Raw genomic sequence first — 17,244 nt, forward strand, 5'->3', positions numbered from 1 at the left:
AATGATTAAAAAAATAGCCTTTAGCTTATTACTTGTTTTAGCAATGTCTGCTTACAGCCAAAATAAAGAAATCAATAATTATAAATATATAATTGTTCAAGAAAAGTTTGATTTTTTAAACAATCCAGACCAATATCAAACAAGTTCGTTAACGAAGTTTTTATTTCAAAAGAAAGGGTTTACTGTCTTTTTAAGTAATGAAACGCTTCCTAATGATTTATTACAAAATAGATGTTTAGCATTAACGGCTAATGTTACTGAAGCTTCTAGTTTATTTTCAGTGAAAACTATAATAGAATTAGAAGACTGTTATGGTAAATTGATATATTCTTCAAAAGAGGGGAAAAGTAAGAAAAAAGATTATAAAAAAGGATATCAAGAATCGATAAGGAATGCCTATAAAACGATGTCTGATTTAGAGTATACATACATTCCTGAAAAAGAAGTTGCTCAAGTAAATGAAGTAGTTAAAAGTGAAGTTGCTTTACCTATTAATAAAAATACTATTGTAAAAGTTGTTCCAGAAGTAAAAGAAGCTGCTCCTGTAAAAAATCTTGTTTCAACTGTAATTGCTAAACCTTCCATTGTAATTGAAACGTTATATGCTCAAGTAAAAACAAATGGTTTTCAATTAGTAAATACAACTCCTGCTATTATTTTTCAAATTTTAAAAACAAATGTGAAAGATGTTTTTATAATTAAAGGTAAAAATGGAATTATATATAAAAGCGAAAACATTTGGGTTGCTGAATATTATGAGAATAATAAATTAGTAGTAAAACAGTTTGATATTAAGTTTTAATAATCATATCTATTTTTCCATTTATTTTTCATAGTTTCTCTAAAGTTATTTTCCCTTGCATTATTTCCAGGTTCATAGAATTTTGTTCCAGAAATTTCATCAGGTAAAAACTCTTGATCTACAAAATTATTCTCATAATTATGAGAATATTTGTAGTTCTTACCATAATCTAGGTCTTTCATCAATTTAGTTGGTGCGTTTCTTAGATGTAACGGTATAGATAAATCACCCGTATTTCTAACTAAATTTAATGCATTATCTATAGCCAAATAAGAAGCGTTACTTTTTGGTGAGTTTGCTAAATAAACTGCACATTGACTTAATATTATTCTAGATTCAGGGTTTCCAATTACAGAAACTGCCTGAAATGTATTGTTTGCTAATATTAAAGCTGTCGGATTTGCGTTTCCAATATCTTCAGAAGCAGAAATGAGTAATCTTCTCGCAATAAATTTCACATCTTCACCACCTTCTATCATTCTTGCTAACCAATAAACAGCGCCATTTGGGTCACTACCTCTTATCGATTTTATAAATGCAGAAATAATGTCATAATGTTGTTCTCCGGTTTTATCATATCTTACAGTATTCTTCTGTACTTTTTCTAAAACTAAATCATTTGTAATTTCTATTTCATCTTCAGCAGAAACTAGTAATTCAAAAATATTTAAAAGTTTTCTAGCATCACCACTAGAAACTTGTAATAGCGCATCAGTTTCCTTTAAAGTTATTTTTTTGGTTGATAAAAGCGCATCTTTTTCCATTGCTCTATGTAAAAGAGCTACCAAGTCGTTTTTATCAAAAGAATTTAAAATATAAACCTGACAACGAGAGAGTAGGGCAGGTATCACTTCAAAACTTGGGTTTTCTGTTGTTGCACCAATTAAAGTAACCCAACCTTTTTCTACAGCACCTAAAAGTGAATCTTGTTGAGATTTGCTAAATCGATGAATTTCATCAATAAACAAAATAGGGTTTTTTGCGGTAAATAAACCACCGCTTTTTTTCGCTTTTTCAATAATTTCTCTAACATCTTTCACTCCAGAACTTATTGCACTTAAAGTATAAAATGGTCTACCAGATTCTTCTGCAATAATATTGGCTAAAGTAGTTTTTCCAATTCCTGGAGGTCCCCATAAAATTAAAGAAGGAATGATACCTTTTTTAATTAAATTAGTCAAAACACCACTTTTCCCTACTAAATGTTGCTGACTAATATAATCATCAAGCGTTTTAGGTCTAATTCTTTCTGCCAAAGGTTCATTCATTCAGTAAAAATAATAAAGATTTCTGTCAAAAATTGTAAAAATTGTATTTGGTTCTATTTTTGTTATTTTTATATCGAATGAATGATAATAATCAGCTTAAACGATCGAAGTCAACTTTTTTTATTCCAATAGCATATGTACTTGCAATTTGGTTAATTTATTGGGTAGAAATAAGTTTTAACTTCAATTTTAATAAGTATGGAGTTTTTCCAAGAACTCTTTTGGGTTTTAGGGGTGTTTTTTTAACTCATTTTATACATAGTAATCCTAGTCACCTTTTTAATAATTCCATTCCTTTATTTGTGCTTTTAAGTAGCCTTTTTTATTTTTATAAAGACGTTGCATACAAGGTGTTGTTATTTGGAGGTTTTCTTGCAGGTTTTCTAACCTGGTGTATTGCCAGAGAATCCTATCATATTGGCGCAAGTGGAATTGTATATCTACTTTTTAGTTTTGTTTTTTTTAGTGGGATGATAAAAAAACATTATAGATTGGTTTCTATATCTTTTATCATTATTTTTCTTTATGGAAGTATGATTTGGTATGTATTACCAATTAAAGATGGTGTTTCTTGGGAAGGGCATTTGTCTGGATTTGTTGTAGGTCTCTTTTTTGCCATTACCTATAGGAATAAAGGAATTATAAAAGAAGAGCATCAATTTACTCAAACAGAATTTGATGATTTATTTGATGAAAATGGAAACTTCTCTCCACCAAAAATAGAGGAGGAGATAGAAGTGTAATTCCAAAGTATTAATTATTTTGTAAGATTTCTCTTTGTTGAAGTCTTTTAGATTTCAGTAGCTGCGATTCTCTGTCTTACAGTTTCATATAAGAAAGCACCACAAGCAACCGAAACATTTAGCGATGCAATTTCTCCTAGTAAAGGTAATTTTGCTTTATAATCTACCATTTTTAGTATTGACGGGTTCACACCTCTGTGTTCAGACCCCATAACTATTGCAATAGGTTGGTTTAAATCAATATCATAAAGAGAATCTTCCGTTTTTTCTGTAGCAGCTACAGTTTTAATGTCAGAAGCTTGCAATAAAAATAAAGCATCTTTTATATGATCTACTTTACAAATTGGAATTTTAAAAGCAGCACCTGCTGAAGTTTTTATGGTCTCAGCATTTACAGGAGCACTTCCGTTCTTTTGAATTATAATTCCGTTAACGCCTGTACATTCTGCAGTTCTAATAACAGCACCAAAGTTTCTAACATCAGATAATTGATCTAATAGTAAAAACAACGGAGTTTTACCACTCTCTACTGTTTTTTCAATTAGTTCTTCCAAATCATAGAATTCTACTGGAGATATTTGTGCAACAGCACCTTGATGATTACTGTTTTTAGATAATCTATCTAACTTTTCCACAGGAACCATACTTGTTGTAAGATTGTGTGTTTTAATTAATTTATTAAGTTCGTAAAACAATTCTCCTCTAAGCCCTTTTTGTAGGTATACTTTATTTATTGTAGAACCACTTTCAATGGCTTCAATAATTGCTCTTATACCAAATATATTTGTTGTTTCTATTGTCTCTGTAGTCATGATGCAAATGTATGCTAAATAATGAGCATAAAAAAGCCACCTCTAAAAGAGGTGGCTTTTTTTTATATAAAAATGTACTATAATTTAAATAGTAAATGAACTTGAAGTTCCAGCTCCATAATTTCCAGATGCACTAAATACAAGTACACCATTAGCCGTTACTGAATAATCTGTACCACCATCTTGATACTGATCATAAACTTCCATAGTGTATGTTCCAGAAGCTAAACAATCTGCAATAGTTATAGAACTACCCGCCATACCTGTATATGCTCCATAATTAAAAGGAGTAATACTTGCTAAAACTACTGCTCCAGAAGCATCTTTTATTCTCCAAGCAGCTTCTTCTGGCCAACTATCAAAAGTAAGATTTAGTTTTACTTTAATACCACTATTTGGACAAAGTTGAGATAAAGCTACAGTTAAAGTTTCACCAGTAATCATTTCATCTGAAGACTCTAATCTTAAAACTAAAGATTTATCAGTACTTAATTCTAAACCGACATCTTTAATATCGATATTCATAGTACCAACATTAGAACCACTAGGTATTGTTACTGTAGATGGAACTGAATATGCGCCTGCATCTGCATCAGTACCTTCTGCAATCATTACAGGAATACTTCTATCAGACGAAGTAATATTTGTTGTGTAAATTTTAACTTCTTTTGAAGTTTCTGATCCAGCTTCAACACCAATATCTAAAGTATTAGTAACAAAAGAAGCAAATGATGTATCTAAAGCTTTTACAGAAGTATCTTCACACGAAGAGAAAGATAAAATTGCTACAGAAGCTAAAAATAAATATATATTTTTTTTCATGTTTTTATGTTTTATAGAGTAGGCTTATAAAAAAATATAAGCCTACTTTTTTATTTTTTAGTTAGATATAAATGGATTATTTTGAACTTCTGCACGAGGAATTTCAAAAGTCAATCTTTCGTCTGAATAAGGAATAGATTCACCCGCATGGAAAACGTGGTTAGAACCTCTAGTTATCGTAGATTTATTTCTCTTCATAGATAAATAACTTTTTCCTTCTCCCCATAATTCAATTCTTGTTTGAAGAAGTACCTCTTTGATTAAACCATTACCAGCTAAACCGCTTACATAAGCATAATCTGCAGCATCAGTAAACCTTTTAGATAATAAATCTGTTAAACGAGTCTTTGCATCTGCATCAAGTCCTTCTTTAGCAGACATTTCAGCAGATAATAAATACATTTCAGCAACTCTCATATAAATATAGTCGTCTTCAATGTTTCTTTGACCACCTATTACTCTTGCAGCATTGTAAAACTTTCCACGAGGTTGTAATCCATTTGCTACATCAAACTGTGACTTTCTAATGTCATTTGTTTTTATTTGAGCGTATAAAGCATCATCAATACCTTTTTTATCTCCAGCCCATTGGTAACTGTATGTAAAAACATCCATTTGTCCCCACCAAGAAATTAAATCTAGGCCATTTGCTAAAGTAATATCAAATCCCCAGATCCATCCAGGAGTTGCAACATTATTGAATCCTCCTACAGCTTCGCTGCTTGTCATTAAAGGGTAACCTGAAGCAATAACTTGTTCAGCTAAGCCTTTAGCTAATAAGTTAGAAGCACTATCTCCTTTAGCTGCATAAACATATGCTAATAATCCTTTTGCTACATCTGCATTAATATTAGTTTTATTTGTTCTTGTAAAACCATTTAATAACGTAATTGCAGAAGATAAGTCATCAATCATTAGATCATATACTTCTTGCATTGTTGCTTGAGCTTGAACAGGATCATCTGAATCTGTATATATTGGTAATACTGTTGCAGTAGCATCATATGATGCAGCATACATTTGTGTTAAATAAAAGTATGCGTAAGCTCTTAAAGCTTTCGCTTGTCCTAATGAGTAACCAACACCATCAGTTGCTGGTACTACATCATTTCCTCCTAATGATTTGATAACAAGATTAGAAGATCTTATTACTCTATAATAGTATCTCCATGGTGTATAGTTATCTAAATCTGTATAATCAACTGTAGCTAATAAATTTACAAAATCACCATATCTATTATAGTTGTTTTGAGTAAGAGCCATATCTCCTGAAAGAAAATCGTTAAAGATATCATACCCTTTTTGGCCAAAATCTTCATGACTTGTTGTTCCTCCAGTTCCAGAATTAATCATCATTGAATAGATACCGTTCAAAGTAGCATCCAATATTTCAGGGTTTAAAGCTCCTGATTCTCCCGCATCATTTAAATTAATAAATGCTGTTGGGCTTTTATCTAAAAACTCATCTCCACAACTAAATAGTGTTGTAAAAACAGCTAGAGTAAGTACTTTTTTTAATAAATTAAATTTCATCTTTTTGTTTTTTTAAGTTAATTATAATTTTACTCTAACACCAAGTGTAAATGTAGATAATGAACTGTATTGGTATCTAGAAGAAGATCCAGTTAATGATGTTGCTGGATTAAACCCTTTTCTAGTACTCAATAAAAATAAATTATCACCCGATAACCAGAAGTTTACACCTGACATACCAGTGTTACTTAAAAACTTAGACGGTATAGAATATCCAATCCTTACATTATTTAATGCTAAATAATCAGATTTTGTTAAAAAACGTGTTGATTGGTTATTAACAGTAACATTTTGATTACTATATATTCTAGGGATATTTGTAATATCTCCTGGATTTTGCCATCTACTGTTAATATCTACATGGTAGTTGTTTCCACCTGCATTATCGTTACCTAAAACACTAGCATAGTTTCCATCATATCCATATCCTCCTAAACTATAAGCAAATTGTGTGCTTATGTCAAAATCAAATACTTTTGCAGATACTCTAAATGCACCTCTAATTTTTGGTATTGCAGATTTACCTACATATTTATTTGTAGCTTCTGCATATGTATTAGTTACAGATTGCTTAATTTCAGCATCTGGATTTAAAATAGCATATTCATATAAATCAGCTATTTGTTCACCAGAATCAAATGCTCCGTTTGCATTTGCATCTACATAATTAGTTTCCCATAAAGGATCTCCATTTGCAGCGTTTACACCAGCCCATACAGGCATGTAGTAATCATATCTACTATGTCCTTCAGCTCTACCAAAGTTTCCAAGAACATCAATAATTTTATTTCTGTCAGCAGGTACATCAAATGGCATTTGTGTAATCTCATTATCTAATACTTCACCATTAACAGATAAGTCTAATTTAAAATTCTCTTTATTAATAATGTGCCCAGTAAAATCAAATTCTAAACCTCTATTTACAATAGCACCATCATTTGTTGTGTCAATAGCATCACCTGTTGAAATAGGTACACGTACACTAAATATTAAATCGTCAGTATCTTTAACATAGTAATCTACAGAACCATCAATGATGTTATCAAATAATCTAAACTCTGCACCTACTTGATACATTTTACTTGTTTCCCATGTTAAACCAGCATTTTCTCTAGCTCTTACAATTAAAGAAATATCTCCATCTAAGTTATCAATATCATAAGCATTTTGACCTGAGTAAAAACTAGCTCCTGCTTGATCTCCTTGAATACCAAAACTTGCTTTCAATTTTAAGTTATTCACAAATTCAATATCACTAAAAAAGTCTTCTTTACTAATAATCCATGACGCACCTGCAGACCAGAATGTTCCCCATTTCTCTGTAGCAAATCTAGAACTACCATCTCTTCTAATAGTACCAGAAAGGAAGTATTTACTTAAATAGTTGTAATTAACTTGAGCAAAGTAACTTTCTAAAGCAGTTTCTTCTAAATAACCTGAAGGATTACTACCAAGATTAATATAATTAGAAGGGTTGTGTAAACCATTAACTAAGTTTACTACAGTATTCTTGCTAATATAAGTACGTTCTCTTTTCCATTGATTTGTTTCATGTGCTGCTAAAGCAGAAATGTTATGGTCTCCAAAACTTTTATTGTAGTTAAAAATTTGTAAAAAGTTTTGAGTTAAAGCTTGTCTTTGTTCTTTAAATAAACTACCACCATTACCTTGAGCTGATCCATAGAAAGGATTGTTTATATTATCATCATTTAAAGTATAGAAGTTTGCACCATACTTAGCTGTAAATGTTAGGTCATCAGTTATACTAACTTTAAAAGAAAAGTTACCATTTATAGAATGACGATTGTTTTGATCTAAATCATAATTAGCATCTGCAATTGCATTTGTTAACCCACCAAAACCTCTGTTTTGACCATAATCATATTGATTACCACCATAAAATGGATCTGCTACAATATTACCTGTTGCATCACGTAAGAATAATGGGTAAATAGAAGGAATGTTATCCGTAAACCAAAAAATACTTCCTGAATCTGAAGATTGACCGTTTTGTGTTTGATTTGTATAAGAATAATCAATATTAGCGTTTGCTTCTAACCATTTTGTTGGTTTGTGAGTAACGTTTAATCTTGTAGAGTAACGTTTAAAATCAGAGTTTATTACATACCCTTTGTCATTTAAGTACCCGAAAGAAGAGAAGTAAGTTGTTTTATCATTACCACCACTCATTGTTAAATTAGCTTCTGTTCTGATTGAAGATTGAAAACCATAATCATTCCAGTTTTCTGGATTGTACTTTCTTGTTACACCAGCTCTAACTTTACCTGTTGCTGGGTCAATCAAATCACTAACAGTTGCTGCGTTCCACATATTATAGTCTGGACTAATACCAGAAACAGAGAATAAATTGTCATTTGCATATACATTTGAGTCAGCAACGCCTAAAAAGTCTCCTGTATTTCTCATTCCTTCCCATGCTAATCCGATGTACTCTTCTTGTGAAGTAATTACGTCATAAGTAGGTAAAAGTCTCATGTTTACACCAGTTTTAACTTCTGCAGTAATATTTGTAACACCAGATTTACCTTTTTTAGTAGTAATAACAATAACTCCATTTGCTCCTCTAGAACCATAAATAGAAGTTGCAGTTGCATCTTTTAAAACAGTTGTAGATTCAATATCAGATGGATTAATGTTACTTAAAACATCAAGATCTGAATCAGCAGTATCATTTACATCTACGATACCTCCATAAGGAACTCCATCAACAATATAAAGAGGGCTACTGTTACCATTAATAGTACCAAAACCTCTAATTCTTACTGTTGCAGCCTTACCTGGTTGTCCAGATGTATTAACTACAGTTACACCAGCAATCTCACCTGCTAATGCTTGAGAAACATTAGAAACAGATTTAGCTTGTAAGTTTTCAGAACTAACAACCTTTGCTGTACCTGTAAATGATTGTTTTGTACTTGTACCGTAACCAACTACAATAACTTCATCTAAAACATTGTTTTCATCTACTTGTAAGTTTACATTTATTGTATTAGATGCTCCTACAGTTTTTTCTACTTTAGAAAATCCTAAATATCTAAAAACTAAAACGTCACCGTTTTTTGCTTTTATAGAATATTTTCCATCAAAATCTGTCTCTGTACCTCTATTTGTACCTTTTACCAAAATGCTAACTCCTGGTAAAGGACCTGAGTCTTCGGTAACAGTACCTGAAACAGTCTTATCTTGTGCGAAAGAGATTTGCACGACCAACGCTAGTAAAAGCGTTAAAATTCCATTAAACTTTGTCTTCATTGTATAATTATTTGAATTAATTAGTGTCAAAAATCCTAAATTAATCTTAAAGCACCAACTTTTTAACATAATAATTCATAAAAATTCTTAATATATTGTTAATTGATGCATTATTTTTATGAATATTTAATAAAGTTACCTGTTTCTGGTTAAATATTATTGATTATATAAAGGAATGCGAAAAGAGTTGTAAATAGTTTAAAAATTCTTGTTTTTGTTGATGAGATGTTAGTTGATTAGCTTTTTTTTATTCTTTAATAAAACAAAAAGGGCCGTAAATTAATTACGACCCTTTTAATAAATTTAATTATTAGTTATAAACTTAAGTAAGTGACTTAATTTTTATCCCAAAATAATTTCTGTTCAGCAGTATCTGTTCCTATTGCAGAAACAGCAGCTTGATAGTTAGTACCATTTAATGTTTGCTCAATAACTGGGTATGTGTATTTATTTGGATAACCAGATAAACCATCTGCAGCAGCTCTCATTGTAGGAAAGTCTAATAACCTTATAGAAGTCCATGATTCTAAACCTCTGTTATAAAGTGCTAACCATTTTTGGTTACCAATAACTTCTTTCCAAGGAGTTGTTGCTGTACTTGTTGCTAAAGCAGCTGTATAATCTACAGTAGCTTGTGTAAGGTAGGTTGTTGCTTCTAACGAAGTTCCTCCCCAATTTACTATAGATGCTGTAATAGCTGCGTCGTAATGACTTTTTGCAGTACCACCAACAGCAAATGTTCTAGCGCTTGCTTCAGCTAATAAAAATTCTACTTCAGAATAGTCTAAAATCACACCAGGTGCTTGAGCTGCTTCTACTTGAGCAGATACATGAGAATAAGTTGCGTAATTAGAAGTTGCTCCAATTCCACCACCAAGATATCCACCACCAGAAACTTCTAAAAAGTATAAAGGTCTTCTAGGATCATTTAATGTATTCATCATGTCTACAATAGTTTCAGCAGCAACAAAATCATGTCTTCCACTTAAAACTAAGTTTGCATGTACAGGATGCGTATTTGGATCTGCAGATAAGTATGTAAAGTTTGCATTGTCTGAGCTACTTGTAAATACTCCACTAGTAACTGCAGATTCTACAGTAGATTTAGCTAAAGTATTATCTACATCAGATAATAAAATACCCATTCTTAACTTTAAAGATGCTGCAAATTTTTTCCAGTTTGTAGTGTCTCCACTATAAATATTATCAGCTGAACCAAAACTACCTTTAGAAGTATCTAAAGCATTTATTGCAACTGTTAATCTAGAAATTAAATCTTTATAAACAGTAAGACCATCATCATATTTTGGTAATAAATTGTCTATATCTAAAGATTCTGTATAAGGTACATCTCCAAAAGTTTCTACTAAAACACTATATGTATAAACTTTTAGTATTTCAATAACTTGTAACTTATTTGCTGTTAATTCAGCATCTGATGGTAAAGAGTAAGTAGTTGCAGAAATAACTTTTCCTGCTTCATCTAAATCTTTTAAAACATCTTTGTAAAGAACACTCCAATGTGTTCCAGGAATATTACGTGTTACTTGGTCATAGTTACTTTCATCTGTATACGTAGTTTCTTGTAAATATTGTGCCCAAAGTTTGGCGTTATTGTTGTTTACATTTAGATCAACCATTTGGTCAACTAAATTCTTCTGAGCTCCTGTAAATAAACTTTCTCCAGGAACAGCAGATGGATCTTTAATGTTCTTGTTTAGACCCTCTAAATTGTCTGAACAAGATGTGATAATTACTGCCGCAATTAATATTAATATTTTTTTCATTTTTTTTCGTTTTTAAAATTGAAGTTTAACATTGAAACCGAAATCTCTTGTTGTAGGTAAAGAACCAACAGAATAACCTTGTAAGTTACCTGCTCCTAAACCTCCTTCAGGGTCTTCATGAGGTGTGTTTTTATGAATGATCCAAAGATTAGATCCAACAAAACTTAAAGATGCATCCGCTAAGAATGTTTTGTCTAAAACTTTTTGTGGAATATTATATGTAATTGCTAACTCACGTAACTTTACATAACTTGCATCATAAACAAATGCTTTGTTTGGTAATCCTCTTCTGTAACCAAAAGCACCAAATCTATCCGCTCTAATACGTGCTGTGTTTACTGAACCATCAGCATTTACACCTGGGTTAATAAAACCACCACCATTAGCTATAGTATTTCTTACTGGGTTTCCTAAATCGTTTGTAAATGCAGTTTCTGCATATAAACCTGTAGCACGACCATAGTATTGATCTAAAGAAAAGATACTACCACCTTTTTGGATGTCGATTAAGAAGCTAAAAGAAAAGTCTTTGTAGTTAAAGTTGTTAGATATCCCCATATTCCAATCAGGATTAATATCTCCAATTACTTGATCTGAAGTACCTGTTTTTATATATTGACCATTAGAAGCATCAACAACTTTTTCTCCGTTTAAATATGTGTAATCTGTTCCTTGAATAACTCCGTAAGGCTCTCCAACACGTGCGTTTAAAGTAACACCACCTTGAAAAGAACCTAATTGTAGATTTTCAATACCATCTACTAAAGAAACTACTGTGTTTCTGTTTCTAGACCAGTTTACATTTACATTCCATGTAAAATCAGCTGTTTTAATTGGACTACCATAAGCTGAAAGTTCAATACCTTTATTTTCAATTTCTCCAGCATTTAAAATTTTAGAAGTAAAACCTGTGGCTCTAGAAACTGGTACACCAAAAATTTGGTCTACAGAATTATTTTTGTAATAAGCAAAATCAAACCCAAGTCTATTGCTTAAGAATTTCATCTCTAAACCAAGTTCCATACTTTTAGTAGTTTCTGGTTTTAATTCTGGGTTTTTCTTAGTATTACCAACAGAAGTACTAGCACTACCTATTGGAGTGTTTACTACAAAACTGTCATATAAGAAATCAAAAGGAGCACTATTACCAACTTCGGCATAATTTGCTCTTACTTTACCAAATGAAATCCAATCTTTTTCAAGTAATTTATTGAATACAAAACTTCCAGAAACAGATGGATAACCAAATGTACTATTACCAGTTGGTAAAGTAGATGAATGATCTCTTCTGTAAGTAGCGTCTAAAAATAACATATTATCATATCCTAAAGAAGCACTAACGTAATAACCATCTACACCAATTTTAGATGCAGTTTCAAGTGGTAAAGGCAATGCGTTTACACTGTTTTGTAAAGAGTATAATTTTGGTACACTTAAACCACCAGCAGTAGAAACATGAATGATGTTTAAATTATTTCTTCTGATGTTAGTACCTAAAATACCTTTTAAGTTTACTTTATCACTTAAGTCTTTATTAAAGTTAAACATTAAGTCATAATTTGTTTCGGTATTTTGAATGTTCTTTCTAGCGTAACCAGAATCTACATTTCCTCTACTAACTCCAAAACTACTAGCAACACTTCCGTTAGCTCTTCTTTCTTCTTGTAATTCTGAGTAAGTATCTGTTGCAATTCTACCTGTAACACTTAACCAATCTTTTAATTCATAAGTTAATGAGATGTTACCAATAAAACGACTTCTTGAGTCATTTTGGAAGTTTTCGTATCTTGTCCAATATGGGTTATCCCAAAATATAGGAGCAGAACCTGCATCAGCAGTTGCTGGATTCCAAGTAACATTTCTTTTTGTATCAAAGTAAATGTCTTTTTGTTGCTTTAAATCTACGTTTGTTTGCCACCATTGTTTAAACATACCTACAAGGTTATCTCCGTAACCAGTTGAGTTACGTCCTTTTCCTCCACTTTTAATATAATTGGCTAAACTAGAAACTGTTAATTTGTCGCTTAGTTTATAATTACTGCTAAAAGAAAAGTTATGTTTTTTAATAGAACTATTAGGCATTAAACCAGATTGGTCAAATTGAGTATAGTTTAATCTATAAGAACCATCATCCATACTTTTATCTAAAGAAACTGAATTAGTTATTGTAATTGGAGATTCAAAAAAACTAATTGGTCCATTATCTGCATTTTTCCAAGGAGTTGCCTTTCTGTAATTTGGAGAGTCTGGATCAAAAGAATCCCATTGATAAACTAAGCTACCATCAAAAGCTGCACCATAAGATCCATCTTCCGTATATAAAGCTACTTGGTCATCATTACCATCACCTGTAACATCTTCAATATACCAGTGGCTATCAGGTCCATCATAATAATGACCATAACCAGCACCATATTGTGTTTGGTATTTTGCAAATGTACTCTTGTCAATAGATCCAAAAGTCATACCCGAGTTTAGAGTAACTCCCATTCCTTTAGAATTTCTACCTTTTTTAGTAGTAATCATAATAACACCATTTGCTGCTCTAGAACCATATAATGCAGAAGCTGCTGCTCCTTTAAGGATATTTACAGATTCTATATCATCAGGGTTAATGTCTGATGCTGCATTTCCATAATCATAATAACCACCACTTGCTTGAGCTTGTCCTGCAGAGTTTGTGTTTGTGTTATTAATTGGTACACCATCAATTACAAATAAAGCTTGGTTACTACCTGTTAAAGAAGCATTACCTCTAATAACAACGTTTGTAGATCCACCTAAGTTGTTGTTCTTTTTAATTTGAACACCAGATGCTTTACCAGAAAGAGCATTTACGAAGTTACCACTCTTGTTAGTAGTTAATTCGTCTCCACTTACTTTTTGCGTAGAATATCCTAAAGATTTTTTATCTCTAGAAATACCTAGTGCAGTTACAACAACTTCGTCTAAAACATTATTGTCATCTTCCATTGTAACACTTATTGTGCTTAAATCCCCAACTTTTTCCTCAAGGGTTTTGTATCCTACATAACTAAAACTTAAGACATCGCCTTGTTTAGCTTTAATAGAGTACTTTCCGTCAAAATCAGTTTGAGTTCCGTTGTTTGTGCCTTTCACAAGAACACTTACACCTGGTAATGTACCAGATGAATCTGACACAATACCGGAAACTGTTTTCTCTTGGGCAAATGTTATTTGCACAAGGAACGCTAGTAGTAGCGTTAAAATTCCTTTAAACTTTGTTTTCATTATTAAATAAATTTGAATTAATTGAGGCAAATATGGAATTTTATTATGGAATAATCAATAAAAATTGTTAATAAATGTTAAATTGTTTCAGATTTGTAATTTTGATTATAAAGTTAGTATGTTTTTTAGAAAAAATTTCTCCAATTGATGGATAGTTTAATGCTTTTAAAATCAATATTTTGTGAGTTTTCCTTGCCTGTTGATAGGCTTAAGTTTATTTGAGATTTATTTGTGTTGAACAAATAACCAATACCAAAACCTATAATATTTTTATTGTTAATTATTCCGATATCTGTTATTGTATATAGATATGATTTTTGTGATGATAGATATCTGTATTCTAGGTTTGTATATGTATATTTGTTAGTGAAGATACTTTGCTCATTGAAGCCTCTTATAGTATTTGCTCCACCAATTCTAAAGAGTTCGTTATTAATAAATGTATCTGAGTTTAATAAGCCAATTTTGTTTTTAATATAGATGCTACTGTGTAAGTTTATATCCCAGATATAAGATACTGATGTTTCAATTTTAAATTGATTTGATGATTTATTATCAGTTTTTCTTTTTCCAAAAGTTGGATTTATTTCTAAATAAAATTTATCATTTAAAAAGAAATCATTTTTAGGGATTCTATATTGAAATTGAAAACCTAAAAAGTAATTGCTAAATGTTTTAATATTATTAGATAAATCAGTTTTAAGATTTTCGGATGATTCAGAGATATAGGTAAAAGCAAATTTAGTTTTAGGGTTGATGTTGTAAAATAACTTTGAATCAAATTTTGTGCTCAAAAAAGTTGAATCTTGTTTATATATAGAAAATGATATTTGTGGGCTAAGTTTTGAATTAAATATATATGGAATTTCAGTACTTAATTTAAATTCTTGTTTTTCTTCTCCAATGCTATTCCAAAATAATTCAAATTTCTCACCTGTATCTAAAATGTTATTTAGTGATAAGTCGATATTTCCATTGAACAATATGTCTCCATTTTCTTTGGAAGCAAAACTAACAAGTCCATCAAAACTATTATTTTGTTTTTTATTGAAATATAGGTAGAGTAGTGTGGAGTCTTTTGTGAATAGAATTTCTGGAGATTTTATTTCCTTTATAAAAGGCAGGTTTTTTGATGCTTCTGATATTTCTTTAATTTTATATTGATTAATAACAGTAGTTGGTTTTATGTTGAAATAATTTTTTAAATATGATTTAGGAAAACTTTCATAACCTTTTACAATTACGCTATTGATGATTCTTTTTTTTGATTGATTGATAAATAAATCTGCGAATAATGTTTTCTCTTTAATTACTATGTTTTTTAGTTGGATCTTCGAAAATGATCTTCCTTCTCTATCTAGTTTCTTTGAAATATTTGAAAGGGTAGCTTCTAAATTTCTTATTCCAATAGTAATAATGTTGTTTTTTATTATTGAATTTTCGAAATAAATTTCTGACCCTGAATTTAATTTAATGATTGCATTTTCTACTTTATTATTTAAAGAAAAAAAAGCGACATACTTTTTATTTTCCTTTTCAATTTTGTCAACTGTATTTGTAAAGTATCCTAAGTTTTTTAAATAATTAGAAATTCTAACAATCTCTGTGCTTAAAGAAATAGAGTCTTGGTGTTTATGCTGATATTCTATTTGGCCTAAAACAATAGCTTCCTTTTCTTTTTTTGAAGTAATATTTAAGGATATTTCTTGAGAATTGATGTTATTAAACATCATCAAAAATATATAGGTTAGAAAAAAAAGTGAGCTTTTTATGTTCAAAATTGAATAATATTAAATTCAAAAGTAATTGAAAACCCTTATAAATCATGTTAAAAATGTCATTTAACAAAAAATAACTTGCTGATATTTGCCTGATTAGAAATTATTCGTACATTTGCGCACCCTTAGAAAAGGGATAAAGGTTTAATTATAAACGAAAAACAGTAATAATTTAGTATGCCAACTATTCAACAATTAGTTCGTAAAGGAAGAACCAAAATAACTAAGAAGAGTAAATCGGCTGCTTTGTCGTCTTGTCCTCAAAGGCGTGGAGTTTGTACACGTGTTTATACTACAACACCAAAGAAACCTAATTCAGCAATGCGTAAAGTTGCCAGAGTTAGATTGACAAATGGTAATGAGATAAACGCATACATTCCAGGTGAAGGACATAACTTACAAGAGCACTCGATAGTATTAGTTAGAGGTGGAAGGGTAAAAGATTTACCAGGTGTTAAATATCACGTAGTACGTGGTGCATTAGATACAGCAGGTGTTGAGGGTAGAACTCAACGTAGATCTAAGTACGGTGCAAAACGCCCAAAGAAGTAAGAGTTATAAGTAATAAGTCTTAAGGTTTTAAAGTTAATAACTTAATGTTTAGGGAGTTTTTCTTAAATATAGAGTTAATGACTAAAAACTAGTGACTAGGAGCTAATAACAAATCAATTAACTTTTTTAATGTAAAGACATGAGAAAAAGAGCAGCAAAAAAAAGAGTCTTATTACCGGATCCAAAATTTAATGATCAGCTTGTAACACGTTTTGTGAATAACTTAATGTGGAGTGGTAAGAAGTCTGTAGCATTTAAAGTGTTTTATGACGCTTTAGAGCTAGTAGAAGAAAGAAAAGGAGAAGACGAAGAGAAATCGGCTTTAGAAATTTGGAAAGATGGTTTGTCGAATGTAATGCCTCACGTAGAAGTAAGATCTCGTCGTGTTGGTGGTGCAACATTCCAAATACCAATGCAAATTAGACCAGACCGTAAGGTTTCTATGGCTATCAAATGGATGATTTTGTATACTCGTAAAAGAAACGAGAAAACAATGGCACAGCGTTTAGCTGCTGAAATTTTAGCTGCGGCTAAAGAAGAAGGTGCTGCTGTTAAAAAACGTACAGATACTCACAAAATGGCAGAAGCTAATAAAGCATTCTCTCACTTTAGATTTTAATAG

The 17,244-nt window shown here is 30.9% G+C and carries 12 protein-coding genes; 4 read left to right on the forward strand and 8 right to left on the reverse strand.

Annotated features, from left to right (window positions below):
• Window position 1: 1 nt before the first annotated feature.
• Complete coding sequence (locus BTO07_RS16705) at window positions 2-802, forward strand: hypothetical protein (RefSeq protein WP_087522425.1); 801 nt, start codon at window positions 2-4, stop codon at window positions 800-802.
• On the opposite strand, the gene BTO07_RS16710 is transcribed toward BTO07_RS16705, so the two are convergent.
• Window positions 799-2,070, reverse strand: a complete 1,272-nt coding sequence (locus tag BTO07_RS16710; protein ID WP_087522426.1) for a replication-associated recombination protein A — start codon at window positions 2,068-2,070, stop codon at window positions 799-801. The two genes, BTO07_RS16705 and BTO07_RS16710, sit on opposite strands and share 4 nt — an antisense overlap.
• 77 nt (window positions 2,071-2,147) lie before the next feature.
• Between BTO07_RS16710 and BTO07_RS16715 the strand changes: the two genes are divergently transcribed.
• A complete protein-coding gene (locus tag BTO07_RS16715; protein WP_087522427.1) occupies window positions 2,148-2,813 on the forward strand; it encodes a rhomboid family intramembrane serine protease in 666 nt (221 codons plus the stop codon).
• Between the two features lie 47 nt (window positions 2,814-2,860).
• On the opposite strand, the gene rlmB is transcribed toward BTO07_RS16715, so the two are convergent.
• From rlmB to BTO07_RS16750, 7 genes are all read right to left on the reverse strand, one after another.
• On the reverse strand, window positions 2,861-3,625 hold the full coding sequence (rlmB, locus tag BTO07_RS16720) for a 23S rRNA (guanosine(2251)-2'-O)-methyltransferase RlmB (RefSeq protein WP_087522428.1): 765 nt from the start codon (window positions 3,623-3,625) through the stop codon (window positions 2,861-2,863).
• 84 nt (window positions 3,626-3,709) lie between these two features.
• Window positions 3,710-4,447 carry a hypothetical protein gene (locus BTO07_RS16725; RefSeq protein ID WP_087522429.1) on the reverse strand — a complete coding sequence of 246 codons (738 nt, stop codon included), beginning with the start codon at window positions 4,445-4,447 and terminating at the stop codon, window positions 3,710-3,712.
• A 57-nt stretch (window positions 4,448-4,504) separates the two neighbouring features.
• Complete coding sequence (locus BTO07_RS16730) at window positions 4,505-5,980, reverse strand: RagB/SusD family nutrient uptake outer membrane protein (protein WP_087522430.1); 1,476 nt, start codon at window positions 5,978-5,980, stop codon at window positions 4,505-4,507.
• A gap of 21 nt (window positions 5,981-6,001) precedes the next feature.
• Window positions 6,002-9,253 carry a SusC/RagA family TonB-linked outer membrane protein gene (locus tag BTO07_RS16735; protein WP_087522431.1) on the reverse strand — a complete coding sequence of 1,084 codons (3,252 nt, stop codon included), beginning with the start codon at window positions 9,251-9,253 and terminating at the stop codon, window positions 6,002-6,004.
• 335 nt (window positions 9,254-9,588) lie between these two features.
• Entirely contained in the window at window positions 9,589-11,040 is a 1,452-nt protein-coding gene (locus BTO07_RS16740) for a SusD/RagB family nutrient-binding outer membrane lipoprotein (RefSeq protein WP_087522432.1), read from the reverse strand.
• A gap of 12 nt (window positions 11,041-11,052) precedes the next feature.
• Window positions 11,053-14,292 (reverse strand): SusC/RagA family TonB-linked outer membrane protein, encoded by a 3,240-nt coding sequence (locus tag BTO07_RS16745; RefSeq protein WP_087522433.1) that lies wholly within the window; start codon window positions 14,290-14,292, stop codon window positions 11,053-11,055.
• A 125-nt stretch (window positions 14,293-14,417) separates the two neighbouring features.
• Window positions 14,418-16,025: a ShlB/FhaC/HecB family hemolysin secretion/activation protein gene (locus BTO07_RS16750; RefSeq protein WP_157663368.1), complete on the reverse strand. Its 1,608-nt coding sequence runs from the start codon at window positions 16,023-16,025 to the stop codon at window positions 14,418-14,420.
• Between the two features lie 222 nt (window positions 16,026-16,247).
• Between BTO07_RS16750 and rpsL the strand changes: the two genes are divergently transcribed.
• Window positions 16,248-16,622, forward strand: coding sequence for a 30S ribosomal protein S12 (gene rpsL / locus BTO07_RS16755; RefSeq protein ID WP_018943587.1), 375 nt, complete (start codon window positions 16,248-16,250; stop codon window positions 16,620-16,622).
• Window positions 16,623-16,761: 139 nt separating this feature from the next.
• On the forward strand, window positions 16,762-17,241 hold the full coding sequence (gene rpsG, locus BTO07_RS16760; RefSeq protein WP_087522435.1) for a 30S ribosomal protein S7: 480 nt from the start codon (window positions 16,762-16,764) through the stop codon (window positions 17,239-17,241).
• Window positions 17,242-17,244: the final 3 nt, after the last annotated feature.

The organism is Polaribacter sp. SA4-12, assembly GCF_002163675.1.
In the GTDB taxonomy this organism is placed as follows: Bacteria; Bacteroidota; Bacteroidia; order Flavobacteriales; family Flavobacteriaceae; genus Polaribacter.

What these genes read in the sequence shown, in the direction of transcription:
- BTO07_RS16705 (WP_087522425.1), top strand. Translation starts at nt 2, where the DNA reads ATGATTAAAAAAATAGCCTTTAGCTTATTACTTGTTTTAGCAATGTCT.
- BTO07_RS16710 (WP_087522426.1), bottom strand. Translation starts at nt 2,070, where the DNA reads ATGAATGAACCTTTGGCAGAAAGAATTAGACCTAAAACGCTTGATGAT.
- BTO07_RS16715 (WP_087522427.1), top strand. Translation starts at nt 2,148, where the DNA reads ATGAATGATAATAATCAGCTTAAACGATCGAAGTCAACTTTTTTTATT.
- rlmB (WP_087522428.1), bottom strand. Translation starts at nt 3,625, where the DNA reads ATGACTACAGAGACAATAGAAACAACAAATATATTTGGTATAAGAGCA.
- BTO07_RS16725 (WP_087522429.1), bottom strand. Translation starts at nt 4,447, where the DNA reads ATGAAAAAAAATATATATTTATTTTTAGCTTCTGTAGCAATTTTATCT.
- BTO07_RS16730 (WP_087522430.1), bottom strand. Translation starts at nt 5,980, where the DNA reads ATGAAATTTAATTTATTAAAAAAAGTACTTACTCTAGCTGTTTTTACA.
- BTO07_RS16735 (WP_087522431.1), bottom strand. Translation starts at nt 9,253, where the DNA reads ATGAAGACAAAGTTTAATGGAATTTTAACGCTTTTACTAGCGTTGGTC.
- BTO07_RS16740 (WP_087522432.1), bottom strand. Translation starts at nt 11,040, where the DNA reads ATGAAAAAAATATTAATATTAATTGCGGCAGTAATTATCACATCTTGT.
- BTO07_RS16745 (WP_087522433.1), bottom strand. Translation starts at nt 14,292, where the DNA reads ATGAAAACAAAGTTTAAAGGAATTTTAACGCTACTACTAGCGTTCCTT.
- BTO07_RS16750 (WP_157663368.1), bottom strand. Translation starts at nt 16,025, where the DNA reads ATGATGTTTAATAACATCAATTCTCAAGAAATATCCTTAAATATTACT.
- rpsL (WP_018943587.1), top strand. Translation starts at nt 16,248, where the DNA reads ATGCCAACTATTCAACAATTAGTTCGTAAAGGAAGAACCAAAATAACT.
- rpsG (WP_087522435.1), top strand. Translation starts at nt 16,762, where the DNA reads ATGAGAAAAAGAGCAGCAAAAAAAAGAGTCTTATTACCGGATCCAAAA.